This window comes from Thermus caliditerrae, assembly GCF_021462525.1.
Taxonomy (GTDB): domain Bacteria; phylum Deinococcota; class Deinococci; order Deinococcales; family Thermaceae; genus Thermus; species Thermus caliditerrae.
Map to the genome: position 1 here is coordinate 43,316 of NZ_JAKEDT010000004.1, position 13,957 is coordinate 57,272.

The 13,957-nt window shown below is 66.4% G+C and carries 11 protein-coding genes; 7 read left to right on the plus strand and 4 right to left on the minus strand.

Translation table 11 applies throughout. The annotated features are described in order from the left end of the window. The first annotated feature begins 6 nt into the window (after nt 1–6). Nucleotides 7–1,740, plus strand: a complete 1,734-nt coding sequence (locus L1088_RS03860; protein ID WP_234553803.1) for an acyl-CoA dehydrogenase FadE — start codon at nt 7–9, stop codon at nt 1,738–1,740. Between the two features lie 55 nt (nt 1,741–1,795). Here L1088_RS03860 and cysS read toward each other — a convergent pair whose 3' ends face one another. Continuing rightward, a complete protein-coding gene (gene cysS / locus L1088_RS03865) occupies nt 1,796–3,241 on the minus strand; it encodes a cysteine--tRNA ligase (protein WP_234553804.1) in 1,446 nt (481 codons plus the stop codon). Nucleotides 3,242–3,277: 36 nt separating this feature from the next. On the opposite strand from cysS, the gene hslO reads away from it, so the two are divergent. From hslO to L1088_RS03885, 4 genes are read left to right on the plus strand one after another with little or no spacing between them, the layout of a single operon-like run. Next, a complete protein-coding gene (hslO, locus tag L1088_RS03870) occupies nt 3,278–4,303 on the plus strand; it encodes an Hsp33 family molecular chaperone HslO (protein ID WP_234553805.1) in 1,026 nt (341 codons plus the stop codon). A 12-nt stretch (nt 4,304–4,315) separates the two neighbouring features. After that, the gene (locus L1088_RS03875; protein WP_234553806.1) at nt 4,316–4,729 is read left to right on the plus strand and encodes a universal stress protein; all 414 of its coding nucleotides are present in this window, start codon (nt 4,316–4,318) and stop codon (nt 4,727–4,729) included. 33 nt (nt 4,730–4,762) lie between these two features. Continuing rightward, on the plus strand, nt 4,763–6,292 hold the full coding sequence (locus L1088_RS03880; RefSeq protein ID WP_234553807.1) for a cation:proton antiporter domain-containing protein: 1,530 nt from the start codon (nt 4,763–4,765) through the stop codon (nt 6,290–6,292). A 57-nt stretch (nt 6,293–6,349) separates the two neighbouring features. Then, on the plus strand, nt 6,350–7,588 hold the full coding sequence (locus tag L1088_RS03885) for an O-acetylhomoserine aminocarboxypropyltransferase/cysteine synthase family protein (RefSeq protein ID WP_234553808.1): 1,239 nt from the start codon (nt 6,350–6,352) through the stop codon (nt 7,586–7,588). A 155-nt stretch (nt 7,589–7,743) separates the two neighbouring features. Here the strand turns inward: L1088_RS03885 and L1088_RS03890 are convergent, their stop codons facing one another. Both L1088_RS03890 and L1088_RS03895 read right to left on the minus strand, forming a co-directional pair. Beyond that, nucleotides 7,744–8,970, minus strand: coding sequence for an aminopeptidase (locus tag L1088_RS03890; RefSeq protein WP_234553809.1), 1,227 nt, complete (start codon nt 8,968–8,970; stop codon nt 7,744–7,746). A gap of 32 nt (nt 8,971–9,002) precedes the next feature. Continuing rightward, nucleotides 9,003–9,140, minus strand: coding sequence for a hypothetical protein (locus L1088_RS03895; RefSeq protein WP_200874482.1), 138 nt, complete (start codon nt 9,138–9,140; stop codon nt 9,003–9,005). A 69-nt stretch (nt 9,141–9,209) separates the two neighbouring features. Between L1088_RS03895 and nifJ the strand changes: the two genes are divergently transcribed. Both nifJ and L1088_RS03905 read left to right on the plus strand, forming a co-directional pair. Then, nucleotides 9,210–12,716, plus strand: a complete 3,507-nt coding sequence (nifJ, locus tag L1088_RS03900; RefSeq protein WP_234553810.1) for a pyruvate:ferredoxin (flavodoxin) oxidoreductase — start codon at nt 9,210–9,212, stop codon at nt 12,714–12,716. 11 nt (nt 12,717–12,727) lie between these two features. Next, a complete protein-coding gene (locus tag L1088_RS03905) occupies nt 12,728–13,726 on the plus strand; it encodes a dihydroorotate dehydrogenase-like protein (protein ID WP_234553811.1) in 999 nt (332 codons plus the stop codon). Here the strand turns inward: L1088_RS03905 and L1088_RS03910 are convergent. After that, nucleotides 13,692–13,940, minus strand: coding sequence for a hypothetical protein (locus L1088_RS03910; protein WP_015717202.1), 249 nt, complete (start codon nt 13,938–13,940; stop codon nt 13,692–13,694). The two genes, L1088_RS03905 and L1088_RS03910, sit on opposite strands and share 35 nt — an antisense overlap. Nucleotides 13,941–13,957 lie beyond the last annotated feature (17 nt).

Consider the following 13,957-nt stretch of genomic DNA (forward strand, 5'->3'; position numbering starts at 1 on the left):
GCCAAGATGACCGAGGAGAAAAAGCTTTGGCAAAAGGGCGGCGGCTGGCTTTTGGAGGCACCGGAGCGGGTCTACACCCCCGAGGACTTTGACGAGAGCGTTAAGGAGATCGCCCGCACCACCCGCACCTTCGTGGAGAAGGAGGTGCTTCCCCTTCTGGAGCGCATGGAGCACGGGGAGCTGGAGTTGAACGTGCCCCTCATGCGCAAGGCAGGGGAGCTTGGGCTTCTTGGCATCGACGTCCCCGAGGAATACGGGGGCCTGGACCTGCCCAAGGTGATCTCCACGGTGGTGGCGGAGGAGCTTTCCGGCTCGGGGGGTTTTTCCGTCACCTACGGGGCCCACACCTCCATCGGCACGCTGCCTTTGGTCTACTTCGGCACCGAGGAGCAGAAGCGGAAGTACCTCCCCAAGTTGGCCAGCGGGGAGTGGATCGCCGCCTACTGCCTCACGGAGCCGGGCTCGGGTTCGGACGCCCTTTCCGCCAAGACCCGGGCCACCCTTTCCGAGGACGGCCGGCACTACATCCTGAACGGGGTCAAGCAGTGGATCTCTAACGCCGGCTTCGCCCACCTCTTCACCGTCTTCGCCAAGGTGGATGGGGAGCACTTCACCGCCTTCCTGGTGGAGCGGGATACCCCCGGCCTCTCCTTCGGCCCCGAGGAGAAGAAGATGGGCATCAAGGCCTCCAGCACCCGCCAGGTGATCCTGGAGGATGTGAAGGTGCCCGTGGAGAACGTCCTGGGGGAGATCGGCAAGGGGCACAAGATCGCCTTCAACGTCCTCAACGTGGGCCGCTACAAGCTGGGGGCGGGGGCGGTGGGCGGGGCCAAAAGGGCCTTGGAGCTTTCCGCCAAGTACGCCAAGGAGCGCCACCAGTTCGGCCGCCCCATCGGAAGCTTCGGCCTCATCCAGCAGAAGCTTGGGGAGATGGCCTCCCGCATCTACGCCGCCGAAAGCGCTGTCTACCGCACCGTGGGCCTGATCGACGAGGCCTTGGTGGGGAAGAAGGGGCCTGAGGCGGTGATGGCGGGCATTGAGGAGTACGCGGTGGAGGCCAGCATCATCAAGGTGCTGGGCTCCGAGGTCCTGGACTACGTGGTGGACGAGGGGGTGCAGATCCACGGGGGCTACGGCTACTCCCAGGAATACCCCATCGAGCGGGCCTACCGGGACGCCCGCATCAACCGCATCTTTGAGGGCACCAACGAGATCAACCGCCTCCTCATCCCCGGCATGCTCCTCAGGCGGGCCCTCAAGGGGCAGCTTCCCCTTTTCCAGGCGGCCATGCGGCTCCAGAAGGAGCTTTTGGAGCCCTCCTTTGAGGAGCCCGAGGACCTCGAGCTCCACCAGATCGCGGGCCTTAAGAAGCTCGCCCTCATGGTGGCGGGCCTGGCGGCCCAGAAGTACGGGCAAAAGGTGGAGGAGGAGCAGGAGGTCCTGGGGGCGGCGGCGGATATCCTCATGGACGCCTACGCCGCGGAAAGCGCCCTCCTCCGCGCCAGGAGGCTTGGGGGCGTGGCCCAGGTCATGGCCCGGCTCTACCTGCTCCAGGCCCTGGACCGGGCCCAGGCGGGGGCGCTTTCCGTGCTTCCCCGGCTGGTGGAGGGGGACGAGGCCCGGGTGGTCTACTCCGCGGCCCGCAGGCTCACCAAGCACGAGCCCGCCGACCTGGTGGCCTTGAGGCGGGAGGTGGCGGAGGCGGTCCTCGAGGCCGAGGGCTACCCCATCCCCCGCTAGAGGGTAAATGGCAGGACCCTCGGGTAGTCCCGGGGGTCTTTTCTTGGTTGGGCGTCTAGGCCATCTCTAGACGCCACTTAGGGCCTTCCTTGGTGTCCTCCACGATGATGCCCAAGGATTTGAGCCTTTCCCGGATCAGGTCGCTTTTGGCGTAATCCTTGGCCCGCCGGGCCTCTTCCCGGAGTTCCAGTAGAAGAGTCACTAACCCCTCCAGAAGGGGTCCGGAAACCTTCTCCTCCAGAACCCTTTCCGGGAAGAGCCCCAGGATGCCTTCCCCCAGGGTGTGGAAGACTTGGGCGGTGCGCCTTAGGGTGTCCCCCTTGGCCTCGGGGAGGAGCCTGTTCAGCTCGGGGAGGAAGGTGAAAAAGGCGGCTAGGGCCTCCGGGGTGCTGAGGTCGTTCTCTATGGCCTCCAGGAAGTCCTTTTCCAGAGCGTCCAGCGCCCTTTCCAGCTCCGGGGTGGTGCCCGGGCTTGCTGTCTTCAGGTGGGTTCGGACCTCACGGTAGGCGGTAAGAAGCCGGGTATACCCCCGCTTGGCCGCCTCGAGGCCCTCCCAGGTGAAGTCCATGGGGCTCCGGTAGTGGGTCTGGAGGAGGTAAAAGCGGAGGGCCATGGGCTCGTGGGCCTTAAGGAGGTCGTGGAGGAGGACCAGGTTCCCCGTGCTCTTGGCCATCTTTTCCCCTTCCAGGAGCACGTGGTTGTGGTGCATCCAGTGGCGGGCGAAGCGGTAGCCCGCGGCCTCCGCTTGGGCGATCTCGCACTCGTGGTGGGGAAACTGCAGGTCGATGCCCCCGGCGTGGATGTCAAACCCTTCCCCCAGGTACTTGAGGCTCATGGCGGTGCACTCGATGTGCCAGCCGGGGTAGCCTTCCCCCCAGGGGCTCTTCCAGCGCATGAGGTGGCTGGGTTCGGCTGCCTTCCAGAGGGCGAAGTCCAGGGGGTCTTCCTTCTCCTCCCGCACCTCCACCCGGGCCCCAGCCCTAAGCTCCTCCAGGCGCTTGCCGGAAAGCTTCCCGTACTCGGGGAAGGCCCGCACCCGGAAGTAGACGCTACCCTTGCGCTCGTAGGCGAAGCCAAGCTTTAAAAGCCTTTCCGTGAGCTCAATCTGTTCGGGGATGTGGCCCGAGGCGCGGGGGGCGATGGAAGGCCTCAGGACGTTCAGGGCGGTGATGGCGTCAAAGTAGCTCCAGGTGTACTTTTCCGCCACCTCCATGGGCTCCAGCTGCTCCAGCTTAGCCCGTTTGAGGATCTTGTCCTCTCCTCCGTCGGCGTCGTCGGTGAGGTGGCCCACGTCGGTGATGTTGGAAACGAAGCGCACCTTGTAACCCATGTGCAGGAAGTAGCGGCGCAGGACATCGTAAACGATGGGCCCCCGGGCGTGGCCCAAGTGGGGGTCGGAGTAGACGGTGGGGCCGCACACGTAGATGCCCACGTGCCCCGGGGTGGCGGGGATGAAGTCCACCTTCGCGCGCTGCAGGGTATCGTAGATGCGCAGGCCCATAGGGCGATTATAGGCCCCATGGCATAATGGCAGGGTATGGGAAGGATCCTGAGGGGCCTGGCGGGGGAGGGCCACCTGCGGGTAGTGGCGGCGGAAACTTCGGATGTGGTGGAAGAAGCCCGTAGGCGGCATGGCCTTTCCCCCACGGCCACCGCCGCTCTAGGGCGGGCCATGACGGGAGCGCTTCTTTTGGCCCAGCTCCTCCTCAAGACCCCTAAGGAGCGCCTCACCCTGCGCCTGGAAGGGACTGGGCCCCTAGGGGGACTGGTGGTGGAGGCGGACGCCCAGGGCCACGTGCGGGGCTACGTGCAAAACCCAGGGGCAGAGGTGCCTCTGCGTGCCGACGGCAAGCTCAACGTGGGCGAGTTGGTGGGCGCCGGGGTCTTGCGGGTGGACCGGAGCCTCCCGAACGGGGAGATCTACTCCAGCACGGTGCCCCTGGTCTCCGGGGAGATCGCCGAGGACCTGGCCCACTACCTCTGGCAGTCGGAGCAGATCCCCTCCGCGGTCCTCCTGGGGGTGCGGGTCAAGGGGGAAGGGGAGGTGGAGGTGGCGGGGGGCGTGGCGGTCCAGGTGATGCCGGAGGCCCCGGAAGAGGTGCTGCAACGCCTGGAGGCCAACCTTTCGGGCCTGGCGGGCCTCACGCCCCTCCTCAAGGAAAGGGGTTTGGAGGGCGCCCTGGAGGTGCTCCTGGCGGGGCTTGGGTTTGAGCGCACGGACCTCCGGGCCCTGGGCTATGCGTTGAACGAGATCCCTGCCCGCTTCCGCTGCCGTTGCAGCCGGGAGAAGGCCCTGGAGGCCCTGGTCTTCTTCACCCCTGAGGAACGGGAGGACATGATCGTCAAAGACGGCGGGGCGGAGGTGGTCTGCCACTGGTGCGGCGAGGTCTACCGCTTTTCCCCCGAGGAAATCCGTACGCTGGTGGCCGAGGTGCGTTGCCCCGACTGCGGTACCCTTTGGCTGTATCCCAAGGCGGACGGCACGCTTTTCCAGATCGAGGGGGATACCTGCCGTTGCGGGCGTAAGGTGGAAATTCCTTCGGAAAAACGAGCCCAGGCCTGATAAGCTTAGGCCATGTTCAAGACCATCCTCCTGGCTTACGACGGTTCGGATCATGCCAAGCGGGCGGCGCAGGTGGCCAAGGCGGAAGCGGAAGCTCACGGGGCCAGGCTGGTGGTGGTTCACGTCTATGAGCCCGTGCCCGACTACCTGGGGGAGCCCTTCTTCCAGGAGGCCTTGAAGCGGCGGTTGGAGCGGGCAGAGAAGGTCCTGGCCGAGGCGGTGGCCCTTACCGAGGTTTCCAAGGAGGATGCCCTTCTCCTCGAGGGCCGCCCGGCGGAGGCTATTTTGGAAGCCGCCATTGGGGAGAAGGCCGACCTCATCGTGATGGGTACCCGGGGCCTGGGGGCCATCGGGAGCCTCTTCCTGGGTAGCCAAAGCCAAAAGGTGGTGGCGGAAGCCCCCTGCTCTGTCCTACTGGTGCGCTAAGGGGCCTGCCCCGGCACCTTAGAGAGGTTGCGCTTGGCAGGGGTCTTCCTCCTGGCCTTTGTCTCCGGGGTCCTGGCGGTGCGCCTGGGCCTGCCGGCCTTTTTGGGCTACCTGGCGGTGGGGGTTCTCCTGGGGCTTGGGGGCTTCCCGGGAGACCGGCTCTTGGACCTCTTCGCCGATTTGGGGGTTTACCTCCTCCTCTTCACCGTGGGCCTAGGCCTGCGGTTGGAGCGCCTCTTCCGCAGGGAGGTTCTGGGGACCGGGGCCCTCCAGCTCCTTCTCCTCCCCCCCTTCCTCCTCCTCCTTTACCTCCTGGGCCTGGCCCAAAACCCCCTGGCCCTCCTGGTCCTGGCCGTGGCCCTTATCAACCCCAGCACCGTGCTCCTGGCCCGGGTGCTCCAGGGCAGGGGGGAGCTTGCCGCCCTTCACGGGCAGATGGCCCTGGGGATCTCCGTCTTCCTGGACGTGGCCTCCCTGGCCCTTTTGATCCTGGTGGGGTTCCAGGGGGCGGGGCCATCCGGGTTTTTGGTCCTCCTCTTTCCCCTGCTGAGGCCCCTTTTGGTCCGCCTGTTCGCCTTGGCTCAGGGGGCCGAGCTGAAGCTCCTCTTGGGGGTAGCCCTGGCCCTGCTGGGGGCGGAGGCGGCTCGCCTCCTGGGGGCTCCGGAGGCCCTGGGGGCCCTCTTCATGGGCTTGGGCCTCGCCCGTCACCCCGGGGCGGGGGAGGTGGCGGAGAGGCTTTGGGCCTTGCGGGAGATCTTTCTGCTGGGCTTTTTCGTCAAGGCGGGGATGGTGGTGGGGCCGGACGGGGTGTTCGCCGGCCTCCTCCTCCTTCTCTTTCTCCTCCTCAAGCCCCTTTTCCTCTTTCTGCCCCTGGTGCGCCAGGGCTTCCGGGCCCGCACCGCCTTTTTGGTGGGGCTGGGCCTCGCCACCTACTCCGAGTTCGCCCTGGTGGCCGCGGGGGTTCTTCAGGCCTTGGGCTCCATGACGGAGCAAGGGGTGGGGGCGGTGGCCCTGGCGGTGGGGGGCTCCTTCCTCCTGGCTGCCCCCTTGTTGCAGCGGGCCCACCGCCTCTACGAGGCCTGGAAGCCCTGGCTTGCCCGCCTGGAGCGCCCCGGCCTTCACCCCGACGAGGAGCCCCAGGGGGCCTTGGGGGCGAGGTGGCTGGTGGTGGGCATGGGGCGCACGGGGGCTGCGGCCTACCGCTTCTTAGTGGAAAGAGGAGAAGCGGTGTTGGGCCTGGACAGCGACCCCTCCAAGGTGGAGTACCACACGGCCAAGGGGCGGCGGGTCCTCTACGGGGACGCGGAGGACCCGGCCCTTTGGGAGGGGCTGGACCTCACGGGGGTGCGGGGGGTGATCCTGGCCCTCCCCGACCTGGAGGCCCGCCTGCGGGCCACCCGCGTCCTTCGGCAGAGGGGCTTCCGTGGGGTGGTGGGGGCGGTTAGCTATGCCCGGGAGGAGGACGCCCCCCTTAAGGAGGCCGGGGTGGACGTGATTTTCCACCCCTTGCTGGAAGCGGGTGAGCGCCTTGCCGAGCGGGTTTTGCAAGAAGGCGAGGCCTAGGGATAAGGGGTTACGAGCCGCCTCCTTTCCCGTGGTGCGCAGGGTACACTAGGGGGTATGGAGTACGAGACCCTGGCGGTGCTTTCAGGGCTTCCCCAGGACCCCCACGGGGCTTTGGGCCTCCCCATCTACGCGGTGGCCGCCTACGGCTTTAAGACCTTGGAGGAAGGGGCGGAGCGCTTTGCTGGTGGGGAGGGATACGTCTACGCCCGGCAGAAGGACCCCACCGGCAAAGCCCTGGAGGAGCGGTTAAAGGCTTTGGAAGGGGGCATGGAGGCCTTGGTCTTTGCCTCAGGCCAGGCGGCCACCTTTGCCGCCCTCTTTTCCCTCCTGCGCCCGGGGGATGAGGTGGTGGCGGCCAAGGGGCTTTTTGGCCAGACCATCGGCCTTTTCCAGCAGGTTTTAGCCCCCATGGGCATAGGGGTCCGCTATGTGGAGCCCGAGCCCGACCGGGTGCGGGAGGCCCTCACGGGGAGGACCCGGGCCATCTTCGTGGAGACCATGGCCAACCCCGCCCTGGTGGTGCCGGACCTTGAGCGCTTAGCCTCCTTGACGGAGGAAAGGGGCCTCGCCCTGGTGGTGGACAACACCTTTGGCGCCACGGGAGCCTTGGCCAAACCCCTCCAGTGGGGGGCCCACGTGGTGGTGGAAAGCCTCACCAAATGGGCGAGCGGCCACGGCTCCGTGCTGGGCGGGGCTGTGGTGGTGAGGGAAAGCCGCATCTGGCAAAACTATCCCCAGTTCCTGGAAAAGGATGCCCGGGGCCAGGTGCCCTGGGAGGCCCTGGGACCCCGGTGTTATCCGGAGCGGGTGCGGACCTTGGGGCTATCCCTTATGGGCATGGCCCTTTCCCCCTTCAACGCCTACCTTCTCTTTCAGGGTTTGGAAACCGTGGCCCTCCGGGTGCGGCGCATGAGCGAAACCGCCCTTCGCCTGGCCGAGGCCTTGCGGGGGCACCCCAAGGTGAAGGCCCTGCGTTACCCCGGTTTGCCCGAGGACCCCGCCCACCCCATGGCCCGGAAGTACCTGGCCTCAGGGGGGCCCATGCTCACCCTGGACCTGGGAAGCCAGGAAGCAGCGAGCCGTTTCCTGAAGGCCATACCCCTCCCCAAGGCCGCCAACCTGGGGGATGCCCGCACCCTCCTGGTCCACCCCTGGACCACCACCCACAGCCGGCTTCCGGAGGAGGGAAGGCTGCAAGCGGGGGTGACCCCAGGGCTGGTGCGGGTTTCTGTAGGCCTCGAGGCCCCTGAAGACCTCGTGGCCTGGTTCCAGGAGGCTTTGGCCGCCGCTTAGCGGGGAGATAAAGCACAAGTCCGTGAAATCGTGAAACAATGCGCATGAAGACGGGCCCTCCGCCAATGCGGAGGGCCCCAGTATCGGATTGACACCCCTTTGCGCGCAATCCTCTTCTTCCTGAGGCCGTGCCCCCTCCGTTTGCCGGGGTGGGATCAGATCACCCAAAGCCCCTGGCGCATGAGGGGTACCCGGGTGCCGTCCGGGTAGAGCCCGTCCACGTCCACCTCTTCCGAGCCGATCATCCAGTCGATGTGCACCAGGCTCTCGTTGCCTCCACGGCTGCGGAAGGCCTCGCCGCTGGGGCGGCCCTCGAGGTTCTCGGCATAGGCCTGGCCGAAGGCGATGTGGCTGGCGGCGTTTTCGTCAAAAAGGGTGTCGAAGAAGACCAAACCCGTTTGGGCGATGGGGTTGTCCGCCGCCACCAGGGCCACCTCCCCCAGGCGCCTGGCCCCCCCGTCGGTGGAGAGGACCTTGAGAAGGACCTCCTCGCCCTTTTCCGCCCCCACCTCCACCGCGTACCCCTTTTCAAACCGGGCCCAGAGGCCTTCCACCAGTTGCCCCCCTAGGGCCAGGGGCCGGGTGGAGCGCACCACCCCCTCCACCCGCTCCCGGTGGGGGGCGGTGAAGACCTCCTCCGTGGGCAGGTTGGGGTTGCAGAGGAGGCCCTTTTTGGTGGGGGTGGCCCCGCCTTGCCAGAGGTGGCCCTCCGCCAGGCCCACCACCAGGTCCGTGCCCGGGCCCCGGAAGTGGAGGGCGTGGAAGCGCCGCTCGTTCAAGTAGGCCACCTTTTGGTGGAGGTTGCGGTTGTGGGCCTCCCAGGCGGCCACAGGGTCTTCGGCCACCGCCCGGGTGGCCTGGAAGATGGCCTGCCAGAGCCTGGCCACTGCTTCCTCCTCGGGAAGGCCGGGGAAGACCGCTTTGGCCCAGCCAGGGTGGGCGTAGGGCACGATGGTCCAGTTGGTGACGAACTCGGTGATGGCGTCCAGCGCGGGTTTGTAGGCTCGGCTCTGCGCCTGTTGTGCCCGGCCGATGCGCTCGGGGGGCAGGCCCTCCAAGGCCTTGGGGTCGTTGCCGGAAACCGCCAGGCGGGCCGCCCCCTCGCGGAAGGCCTTGGCCATGCCCTCGTAGAGCCAGGCTGGGGCCTTGTCCAGGCCTTCCTCGGGCGCCAGGGAGAGCCGCTTACGGGCCATCACGTTGTCCCCGTAGATGACCGTGAAGAGGCTGGCCCCGTGTCCATATGCTTTTTCCGCTAGAAGGCGGACGAAGTCCACCGCCTCGAGGGGGGCGGTGGCGATGACCTCTTGCCCCTTCTCCAGGTTCAACCCCACGCGAATGGCCAGCTCGGCCAGCTTCTCTAGGTTTTCCTGAAAGGCGCTCACGCCCCCAAGTCTTGCCTCCCGAGGAGCTTCCGTCAAGCCTTGGGACAGCTTCGGGGCCTTCCCAGGAGGAGGGCAAGGCCGGCCAAAAGCAGGAGGAAAGGCCGGTAGTTTTCCCAGAGGAAAGCCGCCGCTACCAGGAAGAGAGCGAGGAGGTAACGCCAGGCGGACATGTGGCCATGCTACTACAAGGGGACATTTTTCACCCGCAGGAGGGTTAAGTTGGGGAAGAGGTGAAGCCTATGCGTCCCATCACCGTGGACGGCAACGAGGCGGTGGCCCGGGTGGCCTACCGCCTAAGTGAGGTGATCGCCATTTATCCCATAACCCCGTCCAGCCCCATGGCGGAGCTTTCCGACGAGTGGGCGGCCAAGGGGGAGCCCAACCTCTTCGGGCTGGTCCCCAAAGTGGTGGAGATGCAGTCCGAAGGCGGGGCGGCGGGGGCCCTTCACGGGGCTTTGCAGGAAGGGGTTTTGGCCACCACCTTCACCGCCAGCCAGGGCCTTCTCCTCATGATTCCCGACATGTACAAGATCGCCGGGCAGGCCCTGCCCGGCGTGATCCACGTGGCGGCTAGAGCCCTGGCCACCCACGCCCTTTCCATCTTCGGGGACCACCAGGACCTCTACGCGGTCAGGCCCACGGGGTGGGGCCTCCTGGTTTCGGACTCGGTGCAGGCGGCCCAGGACCTAGCGGCCATCGCCCACGCCTCCGCCTTGCAGGCCAGCCTTCCCGTCCTCCACGCCATGGATGGCTTCCGCACCTCCCACGAGGTGCAGAAGATCCTGCCCCTTTCTGACCGGGAGCTCAGGGCCCTCTTCCCCTTTGAGGCCCTCGAGGCCTTCCGTAAGCGCGCCCTTACCCCCGAGGCTCCGGTGATCCGCGGCACGGCGCAAAACCCCGACCACTACTTCCAAAACCGCGAGGCCATTAACCCCTACTACCGCCGCTTTCCCCAGGTGGTGGCCGAGACCATGGCCCGCTTCGGGGAGATCACCGGGCGCCGCTACCTCCCCTACGAGTACTTCGGCCACCCGGAGGCGGAAAGGGTGGTGGTGGTCATGGGCTCGGCCTCCTGGGCGGTGGAGGAGGCGGTGGAGTACCTCATCCGGCGCGGGGAGAGGGTGGGGATGGTTCGCGTAAGGCTCTACCGGCCCTTCCACCCGGAGGCTTTCCTGGATGCTTTTCCCAAGTCGGTGCGAAAGGTGGCCGTCTTGGACCGGGGCAAGGAGCCCGGGGCGGTGGGGGAGCCCCTCTTCCAGGAGGTGGCGGCGGCCTTCGCCCTCAGGGGCGGGGAGGTGCCAGTTCTCGTGGGCGGGCGCTACGGGCTTTCCTCCAAGGAGTTCACCCCGGCCATGGCCCTTGGGGTCTACGAGGAGCTCCATAAGGAGCGCCCCCGGCACGGCTTCACCGTGGGCATTGTGGACGACGTGACGGGCACGAGCCTTCCTTACCCCGAAGTGGACTTTGAGGACCCGGCCTCGGTGCGGGCGGTCTTCTTCGCCCTGGGGGCGGACGGCACCGTGAGCGCCAACAAGAACACCATCAAGATCATCGGTGAGGAGACGCCCCTTTACGCCCAAGGGTACTTCGTCTACGACTCCAAGAAATCGGGCTCCCGCACGGTGAGCCACCTGCGCTTCGGTCCCAACCCCCTGAACAAGCCCTACCTGGTGCGGCGGGCGAACTTCGTGGGCATCCACCAGTGGGGCTTTCTGGAGCGCCTGCCCATGCTGGACGTGGCGGAGGAAGGGGCCACGGTCCTCATCAACAGCCCTTACCCCAAGGAGGAGGTCTGGGACCGCCTGCCCAATCCCGTGCAGGAGGAAATCCTCAGAAAGAAGCTCAAGGTTTACGTGGTGAACGCTTACGACCTGGCTCGCCAGGTGGGGTTGCCGGGGCGCATCAACACCATCATGCAGGCGGCCTTCTTCAAGCTTTCCGGGGTGCTCCCTGAGGAAGAGGCCAAGGCCCGCATCAAGAAGGGCATTGAGAAGAGCTACGGCAAGCGGGGCCGATCGGTGCTGGAAAGGAACTTCCAGGCGGTGGAGCTGGGTTTTGAGGCAGTGGAGCCCCTGCCCATACCCGGAAGGATCACCTCGGAAAAGGAACTGGTGCCCCCTATGGTGGACCACCCGCCTGCCTTTGTGCGGGAGGTGCTTGGGCCCATTGCCCTGGGGCTCGGCGACGCCTTGCCGGTTTCCGCCTTTCCCCCGGATGGAACCTACCCCACGGGCACCGCCCGGTACGAGAAGCGGGGCATCGCCGAGTTCGTGCCCACCTGGGACCCGAAGGTGTGCGTGCAGTGCGGGAAGTGCGTCTTGGTCTGCCCCCATGCGGTGATCCGGGCCAAGGTGGTGCCCGAGGAGGCCTTGGCGGGCGCCCCTGAGGGCTTCCCCCACCGCAAGGCCATGTGGAAGGAGCTTTCCGGGGAGTTTACCCTGGCGATCAGCCCGGACGACTGCACGGGGTGCTCCCTTTGCGTGGAGGCCTGCCCGGCCAAGGACAAGACCAACCCCAGCCGCAAGGCGCTGAATATGGCGACGCGCCTCGAGGTCCGGGAGGAGATGAACCGCCACTGGGACTTCTTCCTCTCCCTTCCGGAAACCCCCAGGGCGGGCCTCAAGCTCCACACCGTGAAGGATGTGCAGCTTCTGGAGCCCCTCTTTGAGTTCCCCGGGGCCTGCGCGGGCTGCGGGGAAACCCCCTACCTGAGGCTCCTCTCCCAGCTCTTCGGGGACCGCCTGGTCGTGGCCAACGCCACCGGGTGCAGCTCCATCTACGGGGGGAACCTGCCCACCACCCCTTGGAGCAAGAACCGGGAGGGCCGGGGCCCCGCCTGGGCCAACTCCCTCTTTGAGGACAACGCCGAGTTTGGCTTGGGGATGCGCCTCGCCCTGGACAAGAAGGCGGAGTACGCCAGAAAGCTTTTGCCCGAGTTCCGTGAGGTGCTGGGGGAGGAGCTTTTGGCGAGGCTCCTTAAGCCCGTGGGGCCAGAGGAGGTGGAGGCTAGGCGCCAGGATGTGGCCCTCCTGCGGGAGCGGCTTGGGGCCCTGAAGGACCCCCGGGCCAAGGACCTCCTGGCCATTGCCGATGCCCTCATTCCCCACTCGGTCTGGATTGTGGGCGGGGACGGCTGGGCCTACGACATCGGCTACGGCGGCCTGGACCACGTGCTCTCCAGCGGGGCCAACGTGAAGGTCCTGGTCCTGGACACCGAGGTCTACTCCAACACCGGCGGGCAGGCCTCCAAGGCCACGGGACTCGGGGCGGTGGCCAAGTTTGCCATGGCGGGCAAGGCCACGCCCAAGAAGGACCTGGCCTTCATGGCCATGAGCTATGGGCATGTGTACGTGGCCCAGATCGCCATGGGGGCGAACGATGCCCACACGGTGAAGGCCTTCCTCGAGGCCGAAGCCCACCAAGGCCCCGCCCTCCTCATCGCTTACAGCCACTGCATCGCCCACGGCATCGACATGGCCAAGGGCATGGACCATCAGAGAATGGCGGAGCGTAGCGGATACTGGCCGCTTTTCCGCTACCTCCCCGGCCAGGGCCTCTTCCTGGACTCCAAGCCCCCCACCCTGCCCCTCAGGGAGTACCTCTACGCGGAAAACCGCTACCGCCTCCTGCTCCAGACCCACCCTGAGGGAGCTGAGGCCTTCTTGAAGCTGGCGGAAGAGGCGGTGCGGGAGCGGTGGGAGCGGCTTACGCGTTTGGCGGCCCAGAAAGAGGCCGTCCTGGGTTAAGGAGGGTGGGTATGGAGCTTAGGACCACGTACATGGGCTTGGCCCTGGAGCATCCTTTGGTGGCTTCCGCCTCGCCTCTCACCGAGAAGTTGGACGGGTTCTTGCGCCTGGAGGACGGGGGGGCGGCGGCCATCGTCATGCACTCCCTTTTTGAGGAGCAGGTGACCCTCGAGGAGGAGATGCTGGACCACTACCTCCACTACGGTCACGAGAGCTACGCTGAAGCCCTAAGCTATTTCCCCAAGGCCCACGAGTACCGCCTGACCCCCGAGCGGCACCTGGACCTCCTCGCCCGCGCCAAGGAGCGGGTGTCCGTCCCCATCATCGCCAGCATCAACGGGGTGAGCCGGGGGGGCTGGGTGGAGTACGCCAAGCTTCTGGAAGACGCAGGGGCAGACGCTATAGAGCTCAACCTCTACTACATTCCCACCGACCCCACCCTTTCCGGGGCGGAAGTGGAGGCCATGTACCTGGATACCATCCGGGCGGTGGTGGAAAGCGTGCGCATCCCCGTGGCGGTTAAGGTGGGGCACGCCTTCACCGCCTTCGCCCACTTCGCCAAACAGGTGGAAGCCACAGGGGCCCGGGCCCTGGTCCTCTTCAACCGCTTCTACCAACCCGACTTCGACCTGGAGACCCTTTCGGTGGTGCCCACCCTGAGCCTTTCCCGCCCCTACGAGGCCCTTTTGCGCATCCACTGGATCGCCCTCCTCTACGGCCGGGTCGGCCTGGAGCTGGCCTTGACGGGGGGTGTGCATTCGGGAAAGGAGGCGGCCAAGGGGCTTTTGGCTGGGGCGCAGGTGGTGATGATGACCTCGGCCGTCCTGGAAAAGGGGCCCGGGCACTTCCGTACCGTACTGGAGGAACTCAAGACCTTTATGGAGGAAAAAGAGTACGCAAGCGTGGGGGAGATGCGGGGGGTGATGAGCTACCTTAAGGTGGCGGAACCCGCCGCCCTAGAGAGGGCCAACTACCTTAAGGTTCTGGGCTCGTATCGCCTTCTTCCCTGAGGGCGTAAAACCCCTTTCCCAGGGCCACCACCGGGCTTCTGGACCAACGGGCTAAGGCGGAAAGCCGGATCTTGGCGATCTTTTCCGGCTCCTTTACCTCGGCCCAGAGCCCCGCTTCCTTCAAGCGGCGGCCCACCTCGGTGTAGTGAAGAGGGCGGCCCTCCTGTTTCAGCATCTCCAAAACCGCCTTGCGGAACCGGTCCGGTGGAGGCATGGGCAGGCCCAGTATAC

Coding starts and splice junctions, on each gene's coding strand:
- L1088_RS03875 (WP_234553806.1), top strand. CDS start 4,316: ATGTTCAAGACCATCCTCCTGGCTTACGACGGTTCGGATCATGCCAAG.
- L1088_RS03860 (WP_234553803.1), top strand. CDS start 7: ATGACCGAGGAGAAAAAGCTTTGGCAAAAGGGCGGCGGCTGGCTTTTG.
- hslO (WP_234553805.1), top strand. CDS start 3,278: ATGGGAAGGATCCTGAGGGGCCTGGCGGGGGAGGGCCACCTGCGGGTA.
- L1088_RS03905 (WP_234553811.1), top strand. CDS start 12,728: ATGGAGCTTAGGACCACGTACATGGGCTTGGCCCTGGAGCATCCTTTG.
- cysS (WP_234553804.1), bottom strand. CDS start 3,241: ATGGGCCTGCGCATCTACGATACCCTGCAGCGCGCGAAGGTGGACTTC.
- L1088_RS03885 (WP_234553808.1), top strand. CDS start 6,350: ATGGAGTACGAGACCCTGGCGGTGCTTTCAGGGCTTCCCCAGGACCCC.
- nifJ (WP_234553810.1), top strand. CDS start 9,210: ATGCGTCCCATCACCGTGGACGGCAACGAGGCGGTGGCCCGGGTGGCC.
- L1088_RS03895 (WP_200874482.1), bottom strand. CDS start 9,140: ATGTCCGCCTGGCGTTACCTCCTCGCTCTCTTCCTGGTAGCGGCGGCT.
- L1088_RS03910 (WP_015717202.1), bottom strand. CDS start 13,940: ATGCCTCCACCGGACCGGTTCCGCAAGGCGGTTTTGGAGATGCTGAAA.